The following is a 13,560-nucleotide window of genomic DNA, read 5'->3' as shown; positions in this document are numbered from 1 at the left end:
GGTAAGTATGGATATTCAATATTCCGGGAAGGACCGGATTCTGGTTGTTATCACGTATATATTGCTTGGTTTGTTCATCCTGGTCATTCTGTTTCCGCTGGTGTATGTCGTGCTGGCCTCCTTCTTAACACCGAATGTGCTCATTACCAAGGGGCTGGCCATTGCGCCGTCGGACTGGACCATTACAGGCTACGTCAAAATTCTCAGCAACGACGCGATGATCCGCGGCTTCTTCAACGCTTTGTTCTACTCTGCCGCCTTCGCGCTGGCTACGGTATTCTTCTCCGTCTTCGCGGCGTATCCGCTGTCCATTGAGGGGCTGGCCGGGAAGCGGCCGGTAATGATCTTCTTCCTGATTACGATGTTCTTCGGCGGCGGTCTGATTCCGACCTATCTGGTCGTGAAGGATCTGGGGATGCTGAATACGGTGTGGGCGGTGATCCTGCCGGGGGCGATCAGCGTGTTCAATATTATTCTGGCGAAGACCTATTTCCAGGGCCTGCCCAAGGAGCTGTTTCAGGCGGCGAGTATCGACGGGGCGTCTGATCTGGGCATTTTCTTCCGGATCGTATTGCCGCTGTCCAAACCGATTATCTTCGTGCTGGCTTTGTATGCCTTCGTGGGGCAGTGGAACTCTTACTTCGATGCCATGATTTATCTGGACGATTCCCGGCTGTTCCCGCTGCAGCTGGTGCTGCGTTCGATCCTGATTCAGAATCAGGTGCAGCCCGGCATGATTGCCGATGCACTGGCCCAGGCGGAGCTTAAGAAATTGTCCGAAATGATCAAATATTCTGCCATTGTTATCTCCAGTCTGCCGCTTATCGTGATGTATCCGTTCTTCCAGAAATACTTCGAGAAGGGCGCCATGGTCGGCTCCATTAAATAATATTAGGGGGAATCTCATATGAAAAAAACATTGCAAACCTTGTCTGTGCTGGCACTTTCGGCTTCCGTGCTTGCGGGCTGCGGCGGAGGAGGCGGCAATTCCTCGGCTTCGGAGGATTACAAGCTGGAGAATGTAACGCTGCCTCTTAAAGAGAAGGTATCGCTGCACTTCATGTCCCAGAGCTCAGCGCTGGCTCCTGCCGATCCGAACGAGAAGCTGATCTACAAGCGGCTGGAGGAGAAGTCCGGGGTCCACATCGATTTCACCAACTACACGAACGACGCTTTTATTGAGAAAAGAAATCTGGCTGTAGCCAGCGGCGACCTGCCGGATGCAATCATCGATGCCGCATATTCGGATTATGATCTGCTGACCCTGGGCAAGGACGGAACGATTGTGCCGCTGGAGGAGCTGATCGAGAAATACATGCCGAATCTGCAGAAGGTGCTGGCCGCCGCGCCGGAGTACAAATCGATGATGACCGCGCAGGACGGGCATATCTATGCTTTTCCATGGATAGAGGAGCTGGGCTCCGGCAAGGAGAGCATTCATTCGGTCAACGGGATGCCGTGGATCAATATGGAATGGCTGAAGAAGCTGGGGCTGACTATGCCAACTACGACGGAGGAGCTGAAGAAGGTGCTGGTCGCCTTCAAGAATGATGACCCGAACGGGAACGGCCAGAAGGATGAGATTCCGCTGTCTTTTGTGCTGAATAACGGCAATGAGGATATGAACTTCCTGTTCGGTTCGTTCGGTCTCGGGGATAACGGCGATCACACGGTGGTTACCAATGACGGCAAAGTGGTCTTCACCGCAGGCCAGGACGGATATAAAGAGGGCATTAAGTATCTGAACGAGCTGTACCAGCTGGATCTGATCGACGAAGAGGCGTTTGAACAGGATTACAACACCTATCTGGCCAAAGGGCAGAGCGAGCGCTACGGTCTCTATTTCCAGTGGGATAAAGCCAATATTACCGGGTTCAACGATAAATATGATCTGATGCAGCCGCTTGCCGGACTGGACGGAGAGGTCAATGTAGCCCGTACGAACAACTTCGGATTTGACCGCGGCCGGATGGTTATTACCGGTTCCAACAAGAATCTGGAGCTTACCGCCAAATGGGTAGACCAGCTGTATGATCCGCAGCAGTCGGTTGAGGACAACTGGGGAACGTACGGGGATGAGACGCAGCAGAATATTTTTGAATACGATGAATCGGCCAAAATGCTGAAGCATCTGCCGCTGGAAGGCGCGGCTCCGGTTGAATTGCGCCAAAAAACCAGCATCGGCGGTCCGCTGGCGATCCTCGATGAATACTACGGTAAGGTGACTACCAAGCCGGATGATGCCGCTTGGCGGCTGGACCTCATGAAGGAGAAGCTGGTGCCTTATATGAAGGCCGATAACAACTTCCCGCGTGTCTTCTACTCCCTGGAGGATCAGAAGGAATTGACCACCATTGAGACGGACCTGTTCGCTTATGTGAACCGCAAGCGCGCAGAATGGACCAAAACCGGGAAAGTGGAAGAGGAATGGAAGGATTATCAGGCAGAGCTGTCCAGACTCGGGATGGACAAATGGCTGGAGATCAAGCAAAGAGGATATGACAGCTATCTCAAGAACAAAGGCTGAGCCAGCAATAGCTGGGGCATAGGATAAACATATAAATAGATAAAGGTGGTAATTGGAGTGGAAATTATGGGGAGAACCAAACACAGGCCGGCGCTGCATTTTACGCCGGCGCAGCATTGGCTGAATGATCCGAATGGGCTGGTTTACTATGAAGGGGAATATCATTTGTTCTATCAATATCATCCGCATTCCTCCATCTGGGGGCCGATGCACTGGGGCCATGCGGTCAGTAAAGACCTGATTGTCTGGGAGGAGCTGGACATTGCGCTGTACCCGGATGATCACGGCTATGCGTTCTCCGGTAGCGCAGTTGTTGACTGGAATAATACCAGCGGGCTGTTCCCGGAGAAGCCGGGTATCGTTGCCATCTATACCAGTCATCAGGAGCCGACGGAGAATTCTCCTGCTGTGCAGAGACAGAGCCTGGCCTACAGCCATGACAACGGGCGGATCTGGATCAAGTATGCAGGCAACCCGGTGCTGACCCATCCTTCCAAGGCGGATTTCCGTGATCCGAAGGTGTTCTGGTCCGAAGCTCACGGGAAATGGATCATGGTACTGGCAACCGATCAGACAATCACCTTCTACTCCTCCCCGAATCTGCGGGAGTGGAGCCTGGAGAGTGAATTCGGCGACGGCGCAGGCTCTCATGATGCAGTATGGGAATGCCCGGACCTGTTCCAGCTACCGGTGGCAGGGACAGGAGATAGCAAGTGGGTGCTGCTGGTCAGCATCGGTGATAACAGCGGAGCGAGATACGGCTCGCGGACGCAATATTTCGTGGGTGAGTTCGACGGCTCCGTCTTCACACCGGAGCACAGCGACATCCGCTGGCTGGATTATGGCAAAGACAATTACGCAGGGGTCAGCTTCTCCGACATTCCGGCTGCGGACGGGCGGCGGATCTTCATCGGCTGGATGAGCAACTGGCGGTATGCCAATCAGGTTCCAAGCCAGGGCTGGCGCGGAACGATGACGATTCCGCGGGTACTGACGCTGCATGATGCGGCAGACGGCCGGATGTTGATCCGCCAGCAGCCGGTAGCAGAGCTGGACCGTTACTTCGCGGCAGAGTCTGCAGCATTGCCGGAGATGCTGCTGATCCCGGGCGAGCGCCAGGATATCAAGTGCAAGGATTCTGCCCTGGAGCTGCGGCTTGCGCTTGCGGACAATGAAGCGGAAGAATTCGGTCTTATTATTCATCATACAGCTACGGAGTATACTGAACTCATCTACTCTGCTGCTGAAGACACTCTAACCCTGCACAGAGATCAGTCCGGCGAGACCGGCTTCTCGGACATATTTCCCGATCTCCAGAGCACGGGGGGAATCGGCAGCCTGAAGAGCCTGCGTATCCTGCTGGATGCCTGTTCGGTGGAGGTGTTCGCCAATGACGGCCTCGCCGCCATCACCAGCCTGGTCTTCCCTGGAGGCATCTGCTCGGGCCTAAGCTTCTATGCTAAGGGCGGCAGTGTACGGCTCCAGGGCGGGCGCCTGTCTTTCATGAAATAAATAATCAATAGAATGAATCCCGGACAAGGGTGTTCCGCACAGCCATGAGGTATGGCTGGCTGAACACCCTTTTTGGTATGGCGGGAACACCACAGCCATGGCTGGAGGCCATGCCCGTATTCGAGTAAAAGCGGCGGACTGGTTTCAGCCAGCTCTAGACGCCGGGTGCTGCCGTACGGACCGGAAACATCCGGCTGAACAGGAAGCGGGTCAGCGGACCGGCCACCAGCAGCTGGAGCGGCAGGGCGCAGATGAAATTAAGCCCCAGGATGGAGAAGTAATGACGGAAGAAGTTGTCCCCGAATCCGAAGTGTGCTAGTGTGCCGTATAGAGACATGAGAATGACCATGCCGCAGACCATGAAGCACGAGATCGTCAGCACTTTGCGGATCTGGGGTGCGGATGGCTTCACTATTTTGAACGCCAGCCCTTTGGCAATTCTGCCAACCACCACAATGTCGCAGAACAGGGCAACGGCAAGTGCCGGGAGTAAGCCCACAGCCACATCCGTGAACAGTCTGCTGTTGAGTCCGTTCGCTATAATCACATTGTAAAAAGACATAAAGACGACCATGCAAAAACACATCATACTGGTGAAAATTAAAGCTTCCTTTTTGTTACTGCCCATGTTTCCTAACTCCCTTAAATGTAAGTTTGTCAAACTTCAATTATAGTAGCAGTGGGAGGGAATATTGTCAACCTAGTTGACAATTGAGACGGCAGGGGTGTCGGTAAGACAGAACTGCATTTCTATCATGGAGGTCTTGTAGATGAATGAGTACATAAGTGGGTTGAATCTGGTCGACATGATCAGCGAGAAGCATAAGGTGCTGCGGGACAAGGTGAACCAGATGAGCGGCGAGCCGCTGAATAAGACAGAGACGCATATTCTGGCTATGCTGGAGCAGCACGGCGTTCTGTCCATTTCGGAGATCAGCAGGCTGATCAGCATTTCCCGCCAGGGAACGCAAAAGACGATCAACAATCTGCTGGCTGAAGGTTACGTGGATACTGCTGCTAAGGAAGGGAATAGCCGGGACAAGCCTATCGTGCTCACTACGAAGGGGACAGCGGCTTGCCGGAGTATGCTGGAGATCAAGCAAAATATTGAAGCCGAAATCACGGCACGGATCGGCAGGGAGCAGGTGGAGCTGCTGCGGACACTGCTTACACAGGACTGGCTGTGAGACATCCTGAAAATGGCTGAATATAGCAAAAAAAGCTGAAATAAGCAAACGGGACGGAGCGGAAAGCCTGCTTGGTCCCTTTTGCTGTGTCTTTCGGCGAATATCATTTGTTATTCATGGTTTGGGGTTTGTCTAGGATATCTGCATATATACAGATGGTGATAAAAGAATTAATGTAGTATCGAACGGCAGCAAAAATAGTGTCTGTATCCAATTAAAGGTCCAGATTTTATTCGTGCACCAGGGGTAATATAACTACAAAAAAAGTCGGTGAGTGATGATGATGTCTTCGGTAAAAAGGTTCCTGATCGGACGGCCGCTGAAGTCCGATCAGCTGGGAGAACAGAAGCTTAACAAAACCAAGGCCCTAGCCATACTGTCCTCAGATGCTTTGTCCTCTGTGGCCTATGGCCCGGAGCAGATTCTGCTGGTGCTGATCACGGTTAGTACAGCCGCATTCTGGTATTCCATTCCGATTGCGGGCGGGGTACTGGTGCTGCTCCTGGCTCTGATACTCTCCTATAGGCAGATCATCTTTGCCTATCCCCAAGGCGGCGGAGCTTATGTCGTATCCAAGGAGAATCTGGGGAAATATCCGGGTCTGATTGCCGGGGGTTCCTTGCTCGTCGATTATATACTAACCGTAGCCGTCAGTGTCTCTGCGGGAACGGATGCGATTACTTCAGCTTTTCCGAGTCTGCATCCTTATAATGTGCTGATTGCCATCCTCTTCGTCCTGCTGATCACGACGCTGAATCTGCGCGGGGTCACCGAGTCGGCCTCTTTCCTGGCGTATCCGGTCTATCTGTTCGTCCTGGCGATGTTCATTATGATCGGGTTGGGCCTGTTCAATGTGCTGACCGGAAGAGTACCGGCGGAGCTTCACACCTCACTGGGAACACCTGTGGCCGGAATCAGCCTGTTCCTGCTGCTGCGGGCGTTCTCCTCAGGCAGCTCGGCGCTGACTGGGGTGGAGGCCATATCGAATGCGATCCCCAATTTCAAGGCACCGGCACCGAATAATGCAGCCAAAACCTTAGCGGCGATGGGAATTCTGCTCGCGCTGTTATTCTCAGGCATCGTGTTCCTGGCGTATTATTACGGCATTGCTCCGCGTGAACAGGTTACGGTCGTGTCCGATATTGCCGAGCATGTCTTTGGCCGCAACTTCATGTATTATGTCGTGCAGGGAACGACAGCCTTAATTCTGGTTCTGGCGGCGAACACCGGATATTCCGCATTTCCGCTGCTGGCTGTGAATCTGGCGAAGGATAAATTCATTCCCCGGATGTTCACTGTGCGCGGAGACCGTCTGGGGTACTCGAACGGAATTCTCAGCCTGGGCATCTTGTCGATTATCCTGATCATTGCCTTTAAGGGGCGGACAGAGCATCTTATTCCGCTGTATGCAGTCGGGGTCTTCATCCCGTTCACCCTGTCGCAGACAGGCATGATCGTCAAATGGCTCCGGCACAAGCCAGAGGGCTGGCTGCCTAAGCTGATCATCAATGCAATCGGGGCGCTGATCAGCTTCATTGTCACGATGATGTTCTTCCTGACCAAATTTACGCAGGTCTGGCCGGTCCTGGTCTTTCTGCCGCTGATTATCCTGTTCTTCTACCGCATCTACAAGCATTATGAATCGGTCGCCGATCAATTGCGGGTAGCCACCTGCGGGGAGCCGCCGCTTGCGATTGAAGGGAATATCATCATCCTGCCGGTAGCAGGGATTACCCATGTGGTGGAGAATTCCTTACGGTATGCCAAGTCGCTGAGTGCACAGCAGATTATCGCCGTCCACATCCCGTTCGAGCGGGAGGATGACGCTATTTTCGAAGAGAAGTGGAAGAAGTTCCATCCTGAAGTACGGCTGGTAACGCTGTATTCACCTTACCGCAGCATCATTCATCCATTGACCAAGTTCATTGATACGGTTCAGCGCAAGGCCAGCGAGTCGAATTATCAGGTGACCGTCATTGTCCCTCAATTCATACCGAAGAAGGGCTGGCATAACATTCTGCATAACCAGTCGAGCCTGCTGATCCGCGCACATCTGCTGTACCGGCGCAATGTAATTATCACTACCGTCCCTTATCATTTGAAAAAATAACAGGATTATGCACATGGAAGCCTCCAGCTTACGGATATCCGCAGGCTGGGGGCTTTCTGTACCTCCCCGGGATGTGTTAAGCTTGACTCCATAAGAGAAGATTCGCTTCTTCAAGGTACGGTTAAGCTAGTAGCAACAGTCAGCGGATGGAGGGACAGAGGTTGAAGAAACACAGGTTGAACGGGACTCGAATTAAGGCAATACTGATGATGCTTATGCTTGGCCTGCTGCTTACAGGGTGCGCGCAAGGTACCGCCCATGTAACCGTGAAGAAGGACGGCTCGCTGGATCTGGCCTTCAGTCTTATGCTGGATGCCCGGGCAGAGAAGCTGGTCAGCGGCAAAGTGGAGGAGCTTCTAACCACCCGGCTGGCGGCCGCAGGTATAGAGCTGAAGAAGACAGCAAGCGGCAAATCAACGGAATATCAATTTCATAAATCGTATGCTTCGATGGAGGAGCTGAAGAATAGCAGCAGCGGCTTTGATATTGTAGAGGCCAAGGTGGGACAGACGGACAGGTGGCTGTATACCAAATACGATGTGGTGGCCCAGCCTAAGCTGAACGCCTACTCCGATGAGATTATCGACGGCATCGGCAGCTTGAATGTCCCTAAGTCCCTGGTGCGGCTGCTGATGGGCAGCTTCTCCGTCGATTTCAAATTAACGATTCCCTATGATCTATACGGGGCTAATAATGCGGCCGAGCAAGACGGCAACACGTTAACCTGGCATGTGTCCCTTGCGGATTCCGAGCCGATTCAGCTGGTGGTCTATGTACCGGATATCAGGAATATTGCGATTACTGCAGGCGGCATCTTGCTTATTCTGGCTGTACTTCTTACATGGTTTATCAGAAAAAGAAAGCTGAAGAGGCTCAAGGCCCCGCCTGAAGGCAAGGCCCCTACTCATCGCCCGGGACCGCTCTAAGCTTCGTGTGGAAGCTGTCACGGTACTGGCCGGGGGTCATCCCCTCCTGCTTGCGGAAGGAACGGATGAAATTCTGTGAATTGTTGTACCTCAGGCGGGAGGCGATATCCTTCACGGGCATATCGGTCTCCTCCAGCCATTTCTTGGCCATTTTGAACCGGTACATAGTCAGGTAATCACTGAAATAATACTGCGTTTCCTTGCGGAACACACTGCTGATGTAGTTGGCGTTATAATGCAGCCGGGAAGCACACTCCTCCAGCGTCAGATCCTGGTCATACTCATGCTGGACGATGTCGATCAGCTTCTCGGAGATATTATGATACTGGGCGTTCTGCCTGCTGTGGAAGATGACGATGACCGGCTGGATCACAATGGTCCAGAACCAGTCTTCAATTTCGGCCACGATATGCAGATCGGTCAGCTCCTCGAACAGGGAACCGCTCGCGTGGTAGATCTGATTCAGCGTAATTCCCGATTCCTGCATCATAATGAGCGTATTGTTCAGCAGCCGGGTCAGCGGAATCTGATATTCCTGCGGCGACAGTCCCAGCGCAAAAATACACTTGAACAGCTTATGCAGCAGCTCCTTCGCTTTATCGCTGTCCGCCAGCTTGATGGCATCCATCAGGTCATTTTCCGTGTGGGTCGGGTAGTTCAAATTGAGATAATGCTTGCCGGAATTGATATTCTCGTACTGGATAATGATACCTTTGCCCAGGGTAATCCGGTGCTTAAGGGCCTCCAGGCTTTCCCGGTAGGCAATGGACATTTTGTCAAACGAATGAAACGGCAGGCTCAGCCCAATGCTGACCTGCAGCTTCAGGACCTCGTTAATCTCCTGCTGCAGCTTCTCCGTCAGCGCATAGAGCATCCGGTGAAAAGCTTCCGTGTCCTCATCGCGGCTGCCGATTAAGACCGCCAGGGCATGACCCATCATCACAGGGGTTAGCCTGTGCTGCGCCGAGACCAGCTCCTGAGTCATATTATGCGCTGCGAATAACAGCAGATTGAGATCTTTTTTCTCATAGCTATTCTCCTCGGAAAAGTCGATGCTCAGCGTAATCACAGCCATCGTCTTCCATTCCTCGACTTGCTTACCGTACCCGTATTGCACAAGCTCCTCCATCAGCTCGCGTCTTCTCAGATTGCCTCCGAACGCCTGAATCAGAAAGAAGGTCCGCACCTGTCCGAGATGCTGGCTAACCTCCTTCTCCAGCTGTGACTTGGATTGGAACAGGGAATGGACCTGTTCACCGATGAGCTGGAATTCATCCGTACGCCCTGCCCGCAGACCGGGACGGCGCAGTCCAATCTGGGTCAACAGCCGTTCGATGGGTGTGTACATACGCCGGGAGCCGAGCCAGGCAAGCAGCACAGACAAGAGCAGCATGAACGTGCAGACGAATACCGTGTAAGTGCCAATTTTGCCGGATTCGCGGGTCAGACTCTTGATGGAGGTGGCCGACAGATAGATCCAGCCGTTCAACTGGGAACGCATATAGGTGATCGAGTAATCAGCTTCATTAAGCTTGGTCTTGAATTGTCCCGATGGCTCAGTGGCAGCGGCGATCTGCTCGAATCCCGTGAATCCGGCCGCTGTGGCAGGCTCTCCGATCAGCTTGCGGTCTGAATGCAGCAGAATCCGTCCGCTCTTGTCCAGCACCATAATACTATCCAGTGGCTGCATATCGGGATTAATGAAGTCCTGAAGACTGCAAGCCGGAATATTGGCCAGAGCCAGTCCGTATTTCTGCAGCTTGGTGGTCGGCAGCTTCTTAATCAGGCTGATGCTGTAATTGCAGCCGGTCACGTTAATGCTCTCTTCACTGTAGAACAGGGAGGAGGGGTTCAGCACCCAAGAAGAGCTGCCTTCCACATTCAGCAGATTCGTCAGCTGCTCGTAATTGCGGTATTCATTCAGCCGGTAGAGCCCGGAATTCTTGATCATCCAGTTCTGGCGCTGATTGAGCAGGATGACATCCTCCAGCTTCGTATCGAAGGACTGCATATTGCGGATTTCATTGCGGATGTCGTTATATAAAATGAAATCGTTTTCACTAAGCGGGTTGTTCAGCGCCTTCTTCAGCACCGAAGAGTTTACGACCTGGTTCAAGGTCTGGTTGACAGTATTCAGCTTATGCTCTACATTTGAGGTAATTTGTAAAATGAGCTCCTTTTTGCTTTCATTAACATTTTTTTGAATCTCGCTGGAGGATGTGAAATAGGAGAACGAACCAATGAACAGCACCGGCAGGATGCTGATGGCGAACGCGAACATAGTTAATTTACTGAGAAAGCTAAGATGTTTCAACAGCGTTCAGCACCTTTGCATGAAATAGGAAAATCACTGTCTTAAGTGTATGCATCACGAAGGATAATAACAATAATCATCTGGTGCCGCAATAATCATTTTCTCTAATCATTCATACATAAGCTGCATTATTCAATAGATAGGCTTCTAAGGCAGATAAATATTACGCTTCAGGGGGTTATGGAATGTTCAACCGGTTAACGGGCAGGAAGAGAACTCTTGCAGGGTGCTTCATCCTGTTCTTATTGTTCATTATATTAAGCGCTTGCAGCGGGGATGAGTCTGGGCATTCCGATTCAGCGGAGGCATCGGCACCGATCTCGATTCTGGCACCGCTACATTTTCCGCAGACGCCTTCGGCGGAGCTGATCGCCGAGATTGAGAGACTGACCGGGACTCAGCTCGATATTACCTGGGTGCCGGAAGGCGTCTACACGGACAAAATGAATACTGCACTGACCACCGGCTCCCTCGGCAAAGTAACGTTCGTGAAATTCACCGATTATAATCCGGTCAAGAATATGATCCGCTCGGGCGCTTTTTGGGAGATTGGTCCCTATCTGGCGGAATTTCCGAATCTTAGTCAGCTGAATGCAGCGATCCTGGGGCAGACCTCGGTGGACGGGGGAATCTATGGCCTGTATACCGAAAGGCCGGCCTCCCGTCAGGGCATTATTATCCGCAAGGACTGGCTGGAGAAGCTGCATCTCAGTCCGCCCGGAACGCTGGAGGAGCTGTATGAGGTGATGAAGCAGTTCACCACGAATGACCCGGACGGCAACGGCAAGGCAGACACCCTCGGACTGGTGGACCGTAACGATCTGGTGTACGGGGTATTCAAGACGTTAAGCTCCTATTTCGGCACGCCGAATAACTGGAAAATCGAGGATGGACAGTTCATCCCGGAATTCGCCACCCCTGAATATATGGACACGATGAACTTCATGCGCAAATTATACAAGGCAGGGATCATTAACCAGGATTTCGCCCTGACCAGCAAGGAAGTGCAGCGGGACAAATTCATCCGGGGAACGGCCGGGATCTTCATCGGGAGCATGACGGATGTGCAGCGGCTCTCCATTGAGGCCAAGGCGATCAACCCCAAAGCAGAGCTGACGCTGATTAACCGGATTAAGGGGCCGGACGGATATAAGGTATGGTCCATACCGAAGTACAACGGCTTGTACCTCTTTTCACGTAAAGCTATTGCTACCGAGCAGGAGTTGAAGCAGGTGCTGGGATTCTTCGACCGCACGATGGATGAGGATGTAGCCAACCTGATGGCCTACGGCTTCGAGGGCCGCCACTATAAGCTGGACGGGGAAGGCAAAGTGATTCTTCCGGAAGAAACGTCCCAGCTTCGGGTGTATGAGGTCAATCCGCTCAATTCCCTGATGATCGCTGATGTAGGCAATACCCATATCAAGGAGGTTGCACAAAAGGAGCAGCTCACCGCCCTGGCCGACCAGCTCAGCCGGGATAACGAGCAGTTTCTCGTCGATGACCCCACCGTGTCACTCACCTCGCCGACCTATGACGAGAAGAACGCCGAGCTGTCTGCCATTATCGCAGATGCCACCTACAATTATATTCTCGGCAACATCGACGCCGCCGGCTTCGCCGGGGAGGTCGAGAAATGGCACGCGAGCGGCGGCAGCCTGATTATTCAGGAGTATGGGGAGGCGGAGGTGCGGGGGTTGGAGGAGTGAGGGGGACATGTACAGAGCCGGAGTTACAACAACTCAGAGATAAGCCCACCATGTCGCGTATAACTTCTAAATTGTGGTAAGATAAGGGTTATTCTAACTTGCTGATTACAAGGAGACAATATGGAACCAATCGTTATCCAACCTGTGAACGCCCAGAATTGGGAAGAAGCTCTAGAGATATCTGTCTGTAAAGAGCATAGGCACTTCGTTCCTTCAGTGATGGAGTCGCTCGCGTATGCTTATATCAAACCGTGGGATGAAGCGTTAGATCCGTATATTCTGTCCATAGACGGCTGTATCATTGGTTTCTTTTACATTTCATATACACCTGGCAGCTCAGATAATTACTGGATCGGCGGTTTTCAAATTGACTACAGGCACCAACGAAAAGGCTACGGGAAACAAGCAATGGTTGAAATCATTAAGTTCATTAAAGAGGTTCATCCGAAGTGCAGCTTAATATCCTTAACGGTGGAACAAGAGAATTCAGTAGCACAGAAGTTGTATGAAGGATTAGGATTCACCAGTGAGCAGCGCTTGAATCAGGATGGGGAGATCATCTATACCATTCAGATTGACTGAAGATCAATTCATAATGAAGGTTGTGAACACTATGACTATTGTTGAATTACATAAGATTACCCCAGAGCTGCAACACGAATGCACTCAATTGAGCGTGAGCACGCAGCAGTTGGACTTGGTTGCAAGTAATGCAGAGTCCCTTGTACATGCGGTAAATGAGCCTACCTCTGTACCCTACGGCATTTTTGCTGAAGGAAAGATGGTCGGTTTTATCCTGTTTGACAATGAGAGATATACTGACGGTTACTATTGGATTCTGAGATTTATGATTGACGGCAAATTTCAGGGCAAAGGTTATGGGAAATTAGCCATTAAAGAAGTCATTAAGATGCTCAGAGCCCGGGAGGACTGCAAACAGATCAGGGTATCGCATATTCCGCATAATCTAAACGCCAATAAGCTCTATAAGGATATGGGATTCACCGAGACTGGGGGGTTTGAAGATAACGGGGATATTATATTGGGTTATTCGATGTGAGCATTTTCTTAGGCCTTGAGTGAATCCTCAAGGTCTTTTTTTTGCGTCCGAAACTATGCATTACTCTATTCATGAAAGTGAGGGGGATGGCTATTATACCAATAGTGGCAACCCTAATGCCAAAAATTTAAAGTTTAGGAAAAATACATAAATAGTACTTGAAAATCGAATCGACCACTGGTATATTTTGTATAACATAAAAGGGATTTTATTCT

At 51.6% G+C, this 13,560-nt stretch carries 11 protein-coding genes; 9 read left to right on the top strand and 2 right to left on the bottom strand.

Going from position 1 to position 13,560, the window contains the following annotated elements:
- The first annotated feature begins 7 nt into the window (after positions 1 to 7).
- The 3 genes from MKY86_RS25745 (at position 8) to MKY86_RS25735 (ending at position 4,039) form a co-directional block, all read left to right on the top strand.
- Positions 8 to 889, top strand: coding sequence for a carbohydrate ABC transporter permease (locus tag MKY86_RS25745; protein ID WP_036732509.1), 882 nt, complete (start codon positions 8 to 10; stop codon positions 887 to 889).
- Between the two features lie 18 nt (positions 890 to 907).
- Positions 908 to 2,527 carry an extracellular solute-binding protein gene (locus tag MKY86_RS25740; protein WP_076085286.1) on the top strand — a complete coding sequence of 540 codons (1,620 nt, stop codon included), beginning with the start codon at positions 908 to 910 and terminating at the stop codon, positions 2,525 to 2,527.
- Positions 2,528 to 2,593: 66 nt separating this feature from the next.
- Positions 2,594 to 4,039 carry a glycoside hydrolase family 32 protein gene (locus tag MKY86_RS25735; RefSeq protein WP_076085344.1) on the top strand — a complete coding sequence of 482 codons (1,446 nt, stop codon included), beginning with the start codon at positions 2,594 to 2,596 and terminating at the stop codon, positions 4,037 to 4,039.
- 154 nt (positions 4,040 to 4,193) lie between these two features.
- Here MKY86_RS25735 and MKY86_RS25730 read toward each other — a convergent pair whose 3' ends face one another.
- Entirely contained in the window at positions 4,194 to 4,667 is a 474-nt protein-coding gene (locus tag MKY86_RS25730) for a DUF2798 domain-containing protein (RefSeq protein ID WP_076085289.1), read from the bottom strand.
- A 142-nt stretch (positions 4,668 to 4,809) separates the two neighbouring features.
- Here MKY86_RS25730 and MKY86_RS25725 point away from each other — a divergent pair, with 142 nt between their 5' ends.
- From MKY86_RS25725 to MKY86_RS25715, 3 genes are all read left to right on the top strand, one after another.
- Positions 4,810 to 5,226 carry a MarR family winged helix-turn-helix transcriptional regulator gene (locus MKY86_RS25725; protein ID WP_076085292.1) on the top strand — a complete coding sequence of 139 codons (417 nt, stop codon included), beginning with the start codon at positions 4,810 to 4,812 and terminating at the stop codon, positions 5,224 to 5,226.
- Positions 5,227 to 5,506: 280 nt separating this feature from the next.
- A complete protein-coding gene (locus tag MKY86_RS25720) occupies positions 5,507 to 7,336 on the top strand; it encodes an APC family permease (protein ID WP_076085347.1) in 1,830 nt (609 codons plus the stop codon).
- A gap of 161 nt (positions 7,337 to 7,497) precedes the next feature.
- Positions 7,498 to 8,262, top strand: a complete 765-nt coding sequence (locus MKY86_RS25715) for a hypothetical protein (protein WP_143803891.1) — start codon at positions 7,498 to 7,500, stop codon at positions 8,260 to 8,262.
- Here MKY86_RS25715 and MKY86_RS25710 read toward each other — a convergent pair.
- Positions 8,237 to 10,576 (bottom strand): AraC family transcriptional regulator, encoded by a 2,340-nt coding sequence (locus MKY86_RS25710; RefSeq protein WP_076085298.1) that lies wholly within the window; start codon positions 10,574 to 10,576, stop codon positions 8,237 to 8,239. The genes MKY86_RS25715 and MKY86_RS25710 overlap by 26 nt on opposite strands.
- 185 nt (positions 10,577 to 10,761) lie before the next feature.
- On the opposite strand from MKY86_RS25710, the gene MKY86_RS25705 reads away from it, so the two are divergent.
- The 3 genes from MKY86_RS25705 (at position 10,762) to MKY86_RS25695 (ending at position 13,345) form a co-directional block, all read left to right on the top strand.
- Positions 10,762 to 12,285, top strand: coding sequence for an extracellular solute-binding protein (locus MKY86_RS25705; protein ID WP_076085301.1), 1,524 nt, complete (start codon positions 10,762 to 10,764; stop codon positions 12,283 to 12,285).
- Positions 12,286 to 12,405: 120 nt separating this feature from the next.
- Positions 12,406 to 12,867, top strand: a complete 462-nt coding sequence (locus MKY86_RS25700; RefSeq protein WP_076085304.1) for a GNAT family N-acetyltransferase — start codon at positions 12,406 to 12,408, stop codon at positions 12,865 to 12,867.
- A 31-nt stretch (positions 12,868 to 12,898) separates the two neighbouring features.
- Complete coding sequence (locus MKY86_RS25695) at positions 12,899 to 13,345, top strand: GNAT family N-acetyltransferase (protein WP_076085350.1); 447 nt, start codon at positions 12,899 to 12,901, stop codon at positions 13,343 to 13,345.
- The last annotated feature ends 215 nt before the right edge of the window (positions 13,346 to 13,560 follow it).

The organism is Paenibacillus sp. FSL R7-0333, assembly GCF_038000365.1.
Taxonomy (GTDB): Bacteria; Bacillota; Bacilli; order Paenibacillales; family Paenibacillaceae; genus Paenibacillus_AQ; species Paenibacillus_AQ silagei.
The sequence above is the reverse complement of the archived record's forward strand: the minus strand, read 5'-3'. Positions and strand labels throughout refer to the sequence as shown.

Excerpts from the sequence above, each read along its gene's own strand:
- MKY86_RS25745 (WP_036732509.1), top strand. The coding sequence starts at position 8 with ATGGATATTCAATATTCCGGGAAGGACCGGATTCTGGTTGTTATCACG.
- MKY86_RS25740 (WP_076085286.1), top strand. The coding sequence starts at position 908 with ATGAAAAAAACATTGCAAACCTTGTCTGTGCTGGCACTTTCGGCTTCC.
- MKY86_RS25735 (WP_076085344.1), top strand. The coding sequence starts at position 2,594 with ATGGGGAGAACCAAACACAGGCCGGCGCTGCATTTTACGCCGGCGCAG.
- MKY86_RS25730 (WP_076085289.1), bottom strand. The coding sequence starts at position 4,667 with ATGGGCAGTAACAAAAAGGAAGCTTTAATTTTCACCAGTATGATGTGT.
- MKY86_RS25725 (WP_076085292.1), top strand. The coding sequence starts at position 4,810 with ATGAATGAGTACATAAGTGGGTTGAATCTGGTCGACATGATCAGCGAG.
- MKY86_RS25720 (WP_076085347.1), top strand. The coding sequence starts at position 5,507 with ATGATGTCTTCGGTAAAAAGGTTCCTGATCGGACGGCCGCTGAAGTCC.
- MKY86_RS25705 (WP_076085301.1), top strand. The coding sequence starts at position 10,762 with ATGTTCAACCGGTTAACGGGCAGGAAGAGAACTCTTGCAGGGTGCTTC.
- MKY86_RS25700 (WP_076085304.1), top strand. The coding sequence starts at position 12,406 with ATGGAACCAATCGTTATCCAACCTGTGAACGCCCAGAATTGGGAAGAA.
- MKY86_RS25695 (WP_076085350.1), top strand. The coding sequence starts at position 12,899 with ATGACTATTGTTGAATTACATAAGATTACCCCAGAGCTGCAACACGAA.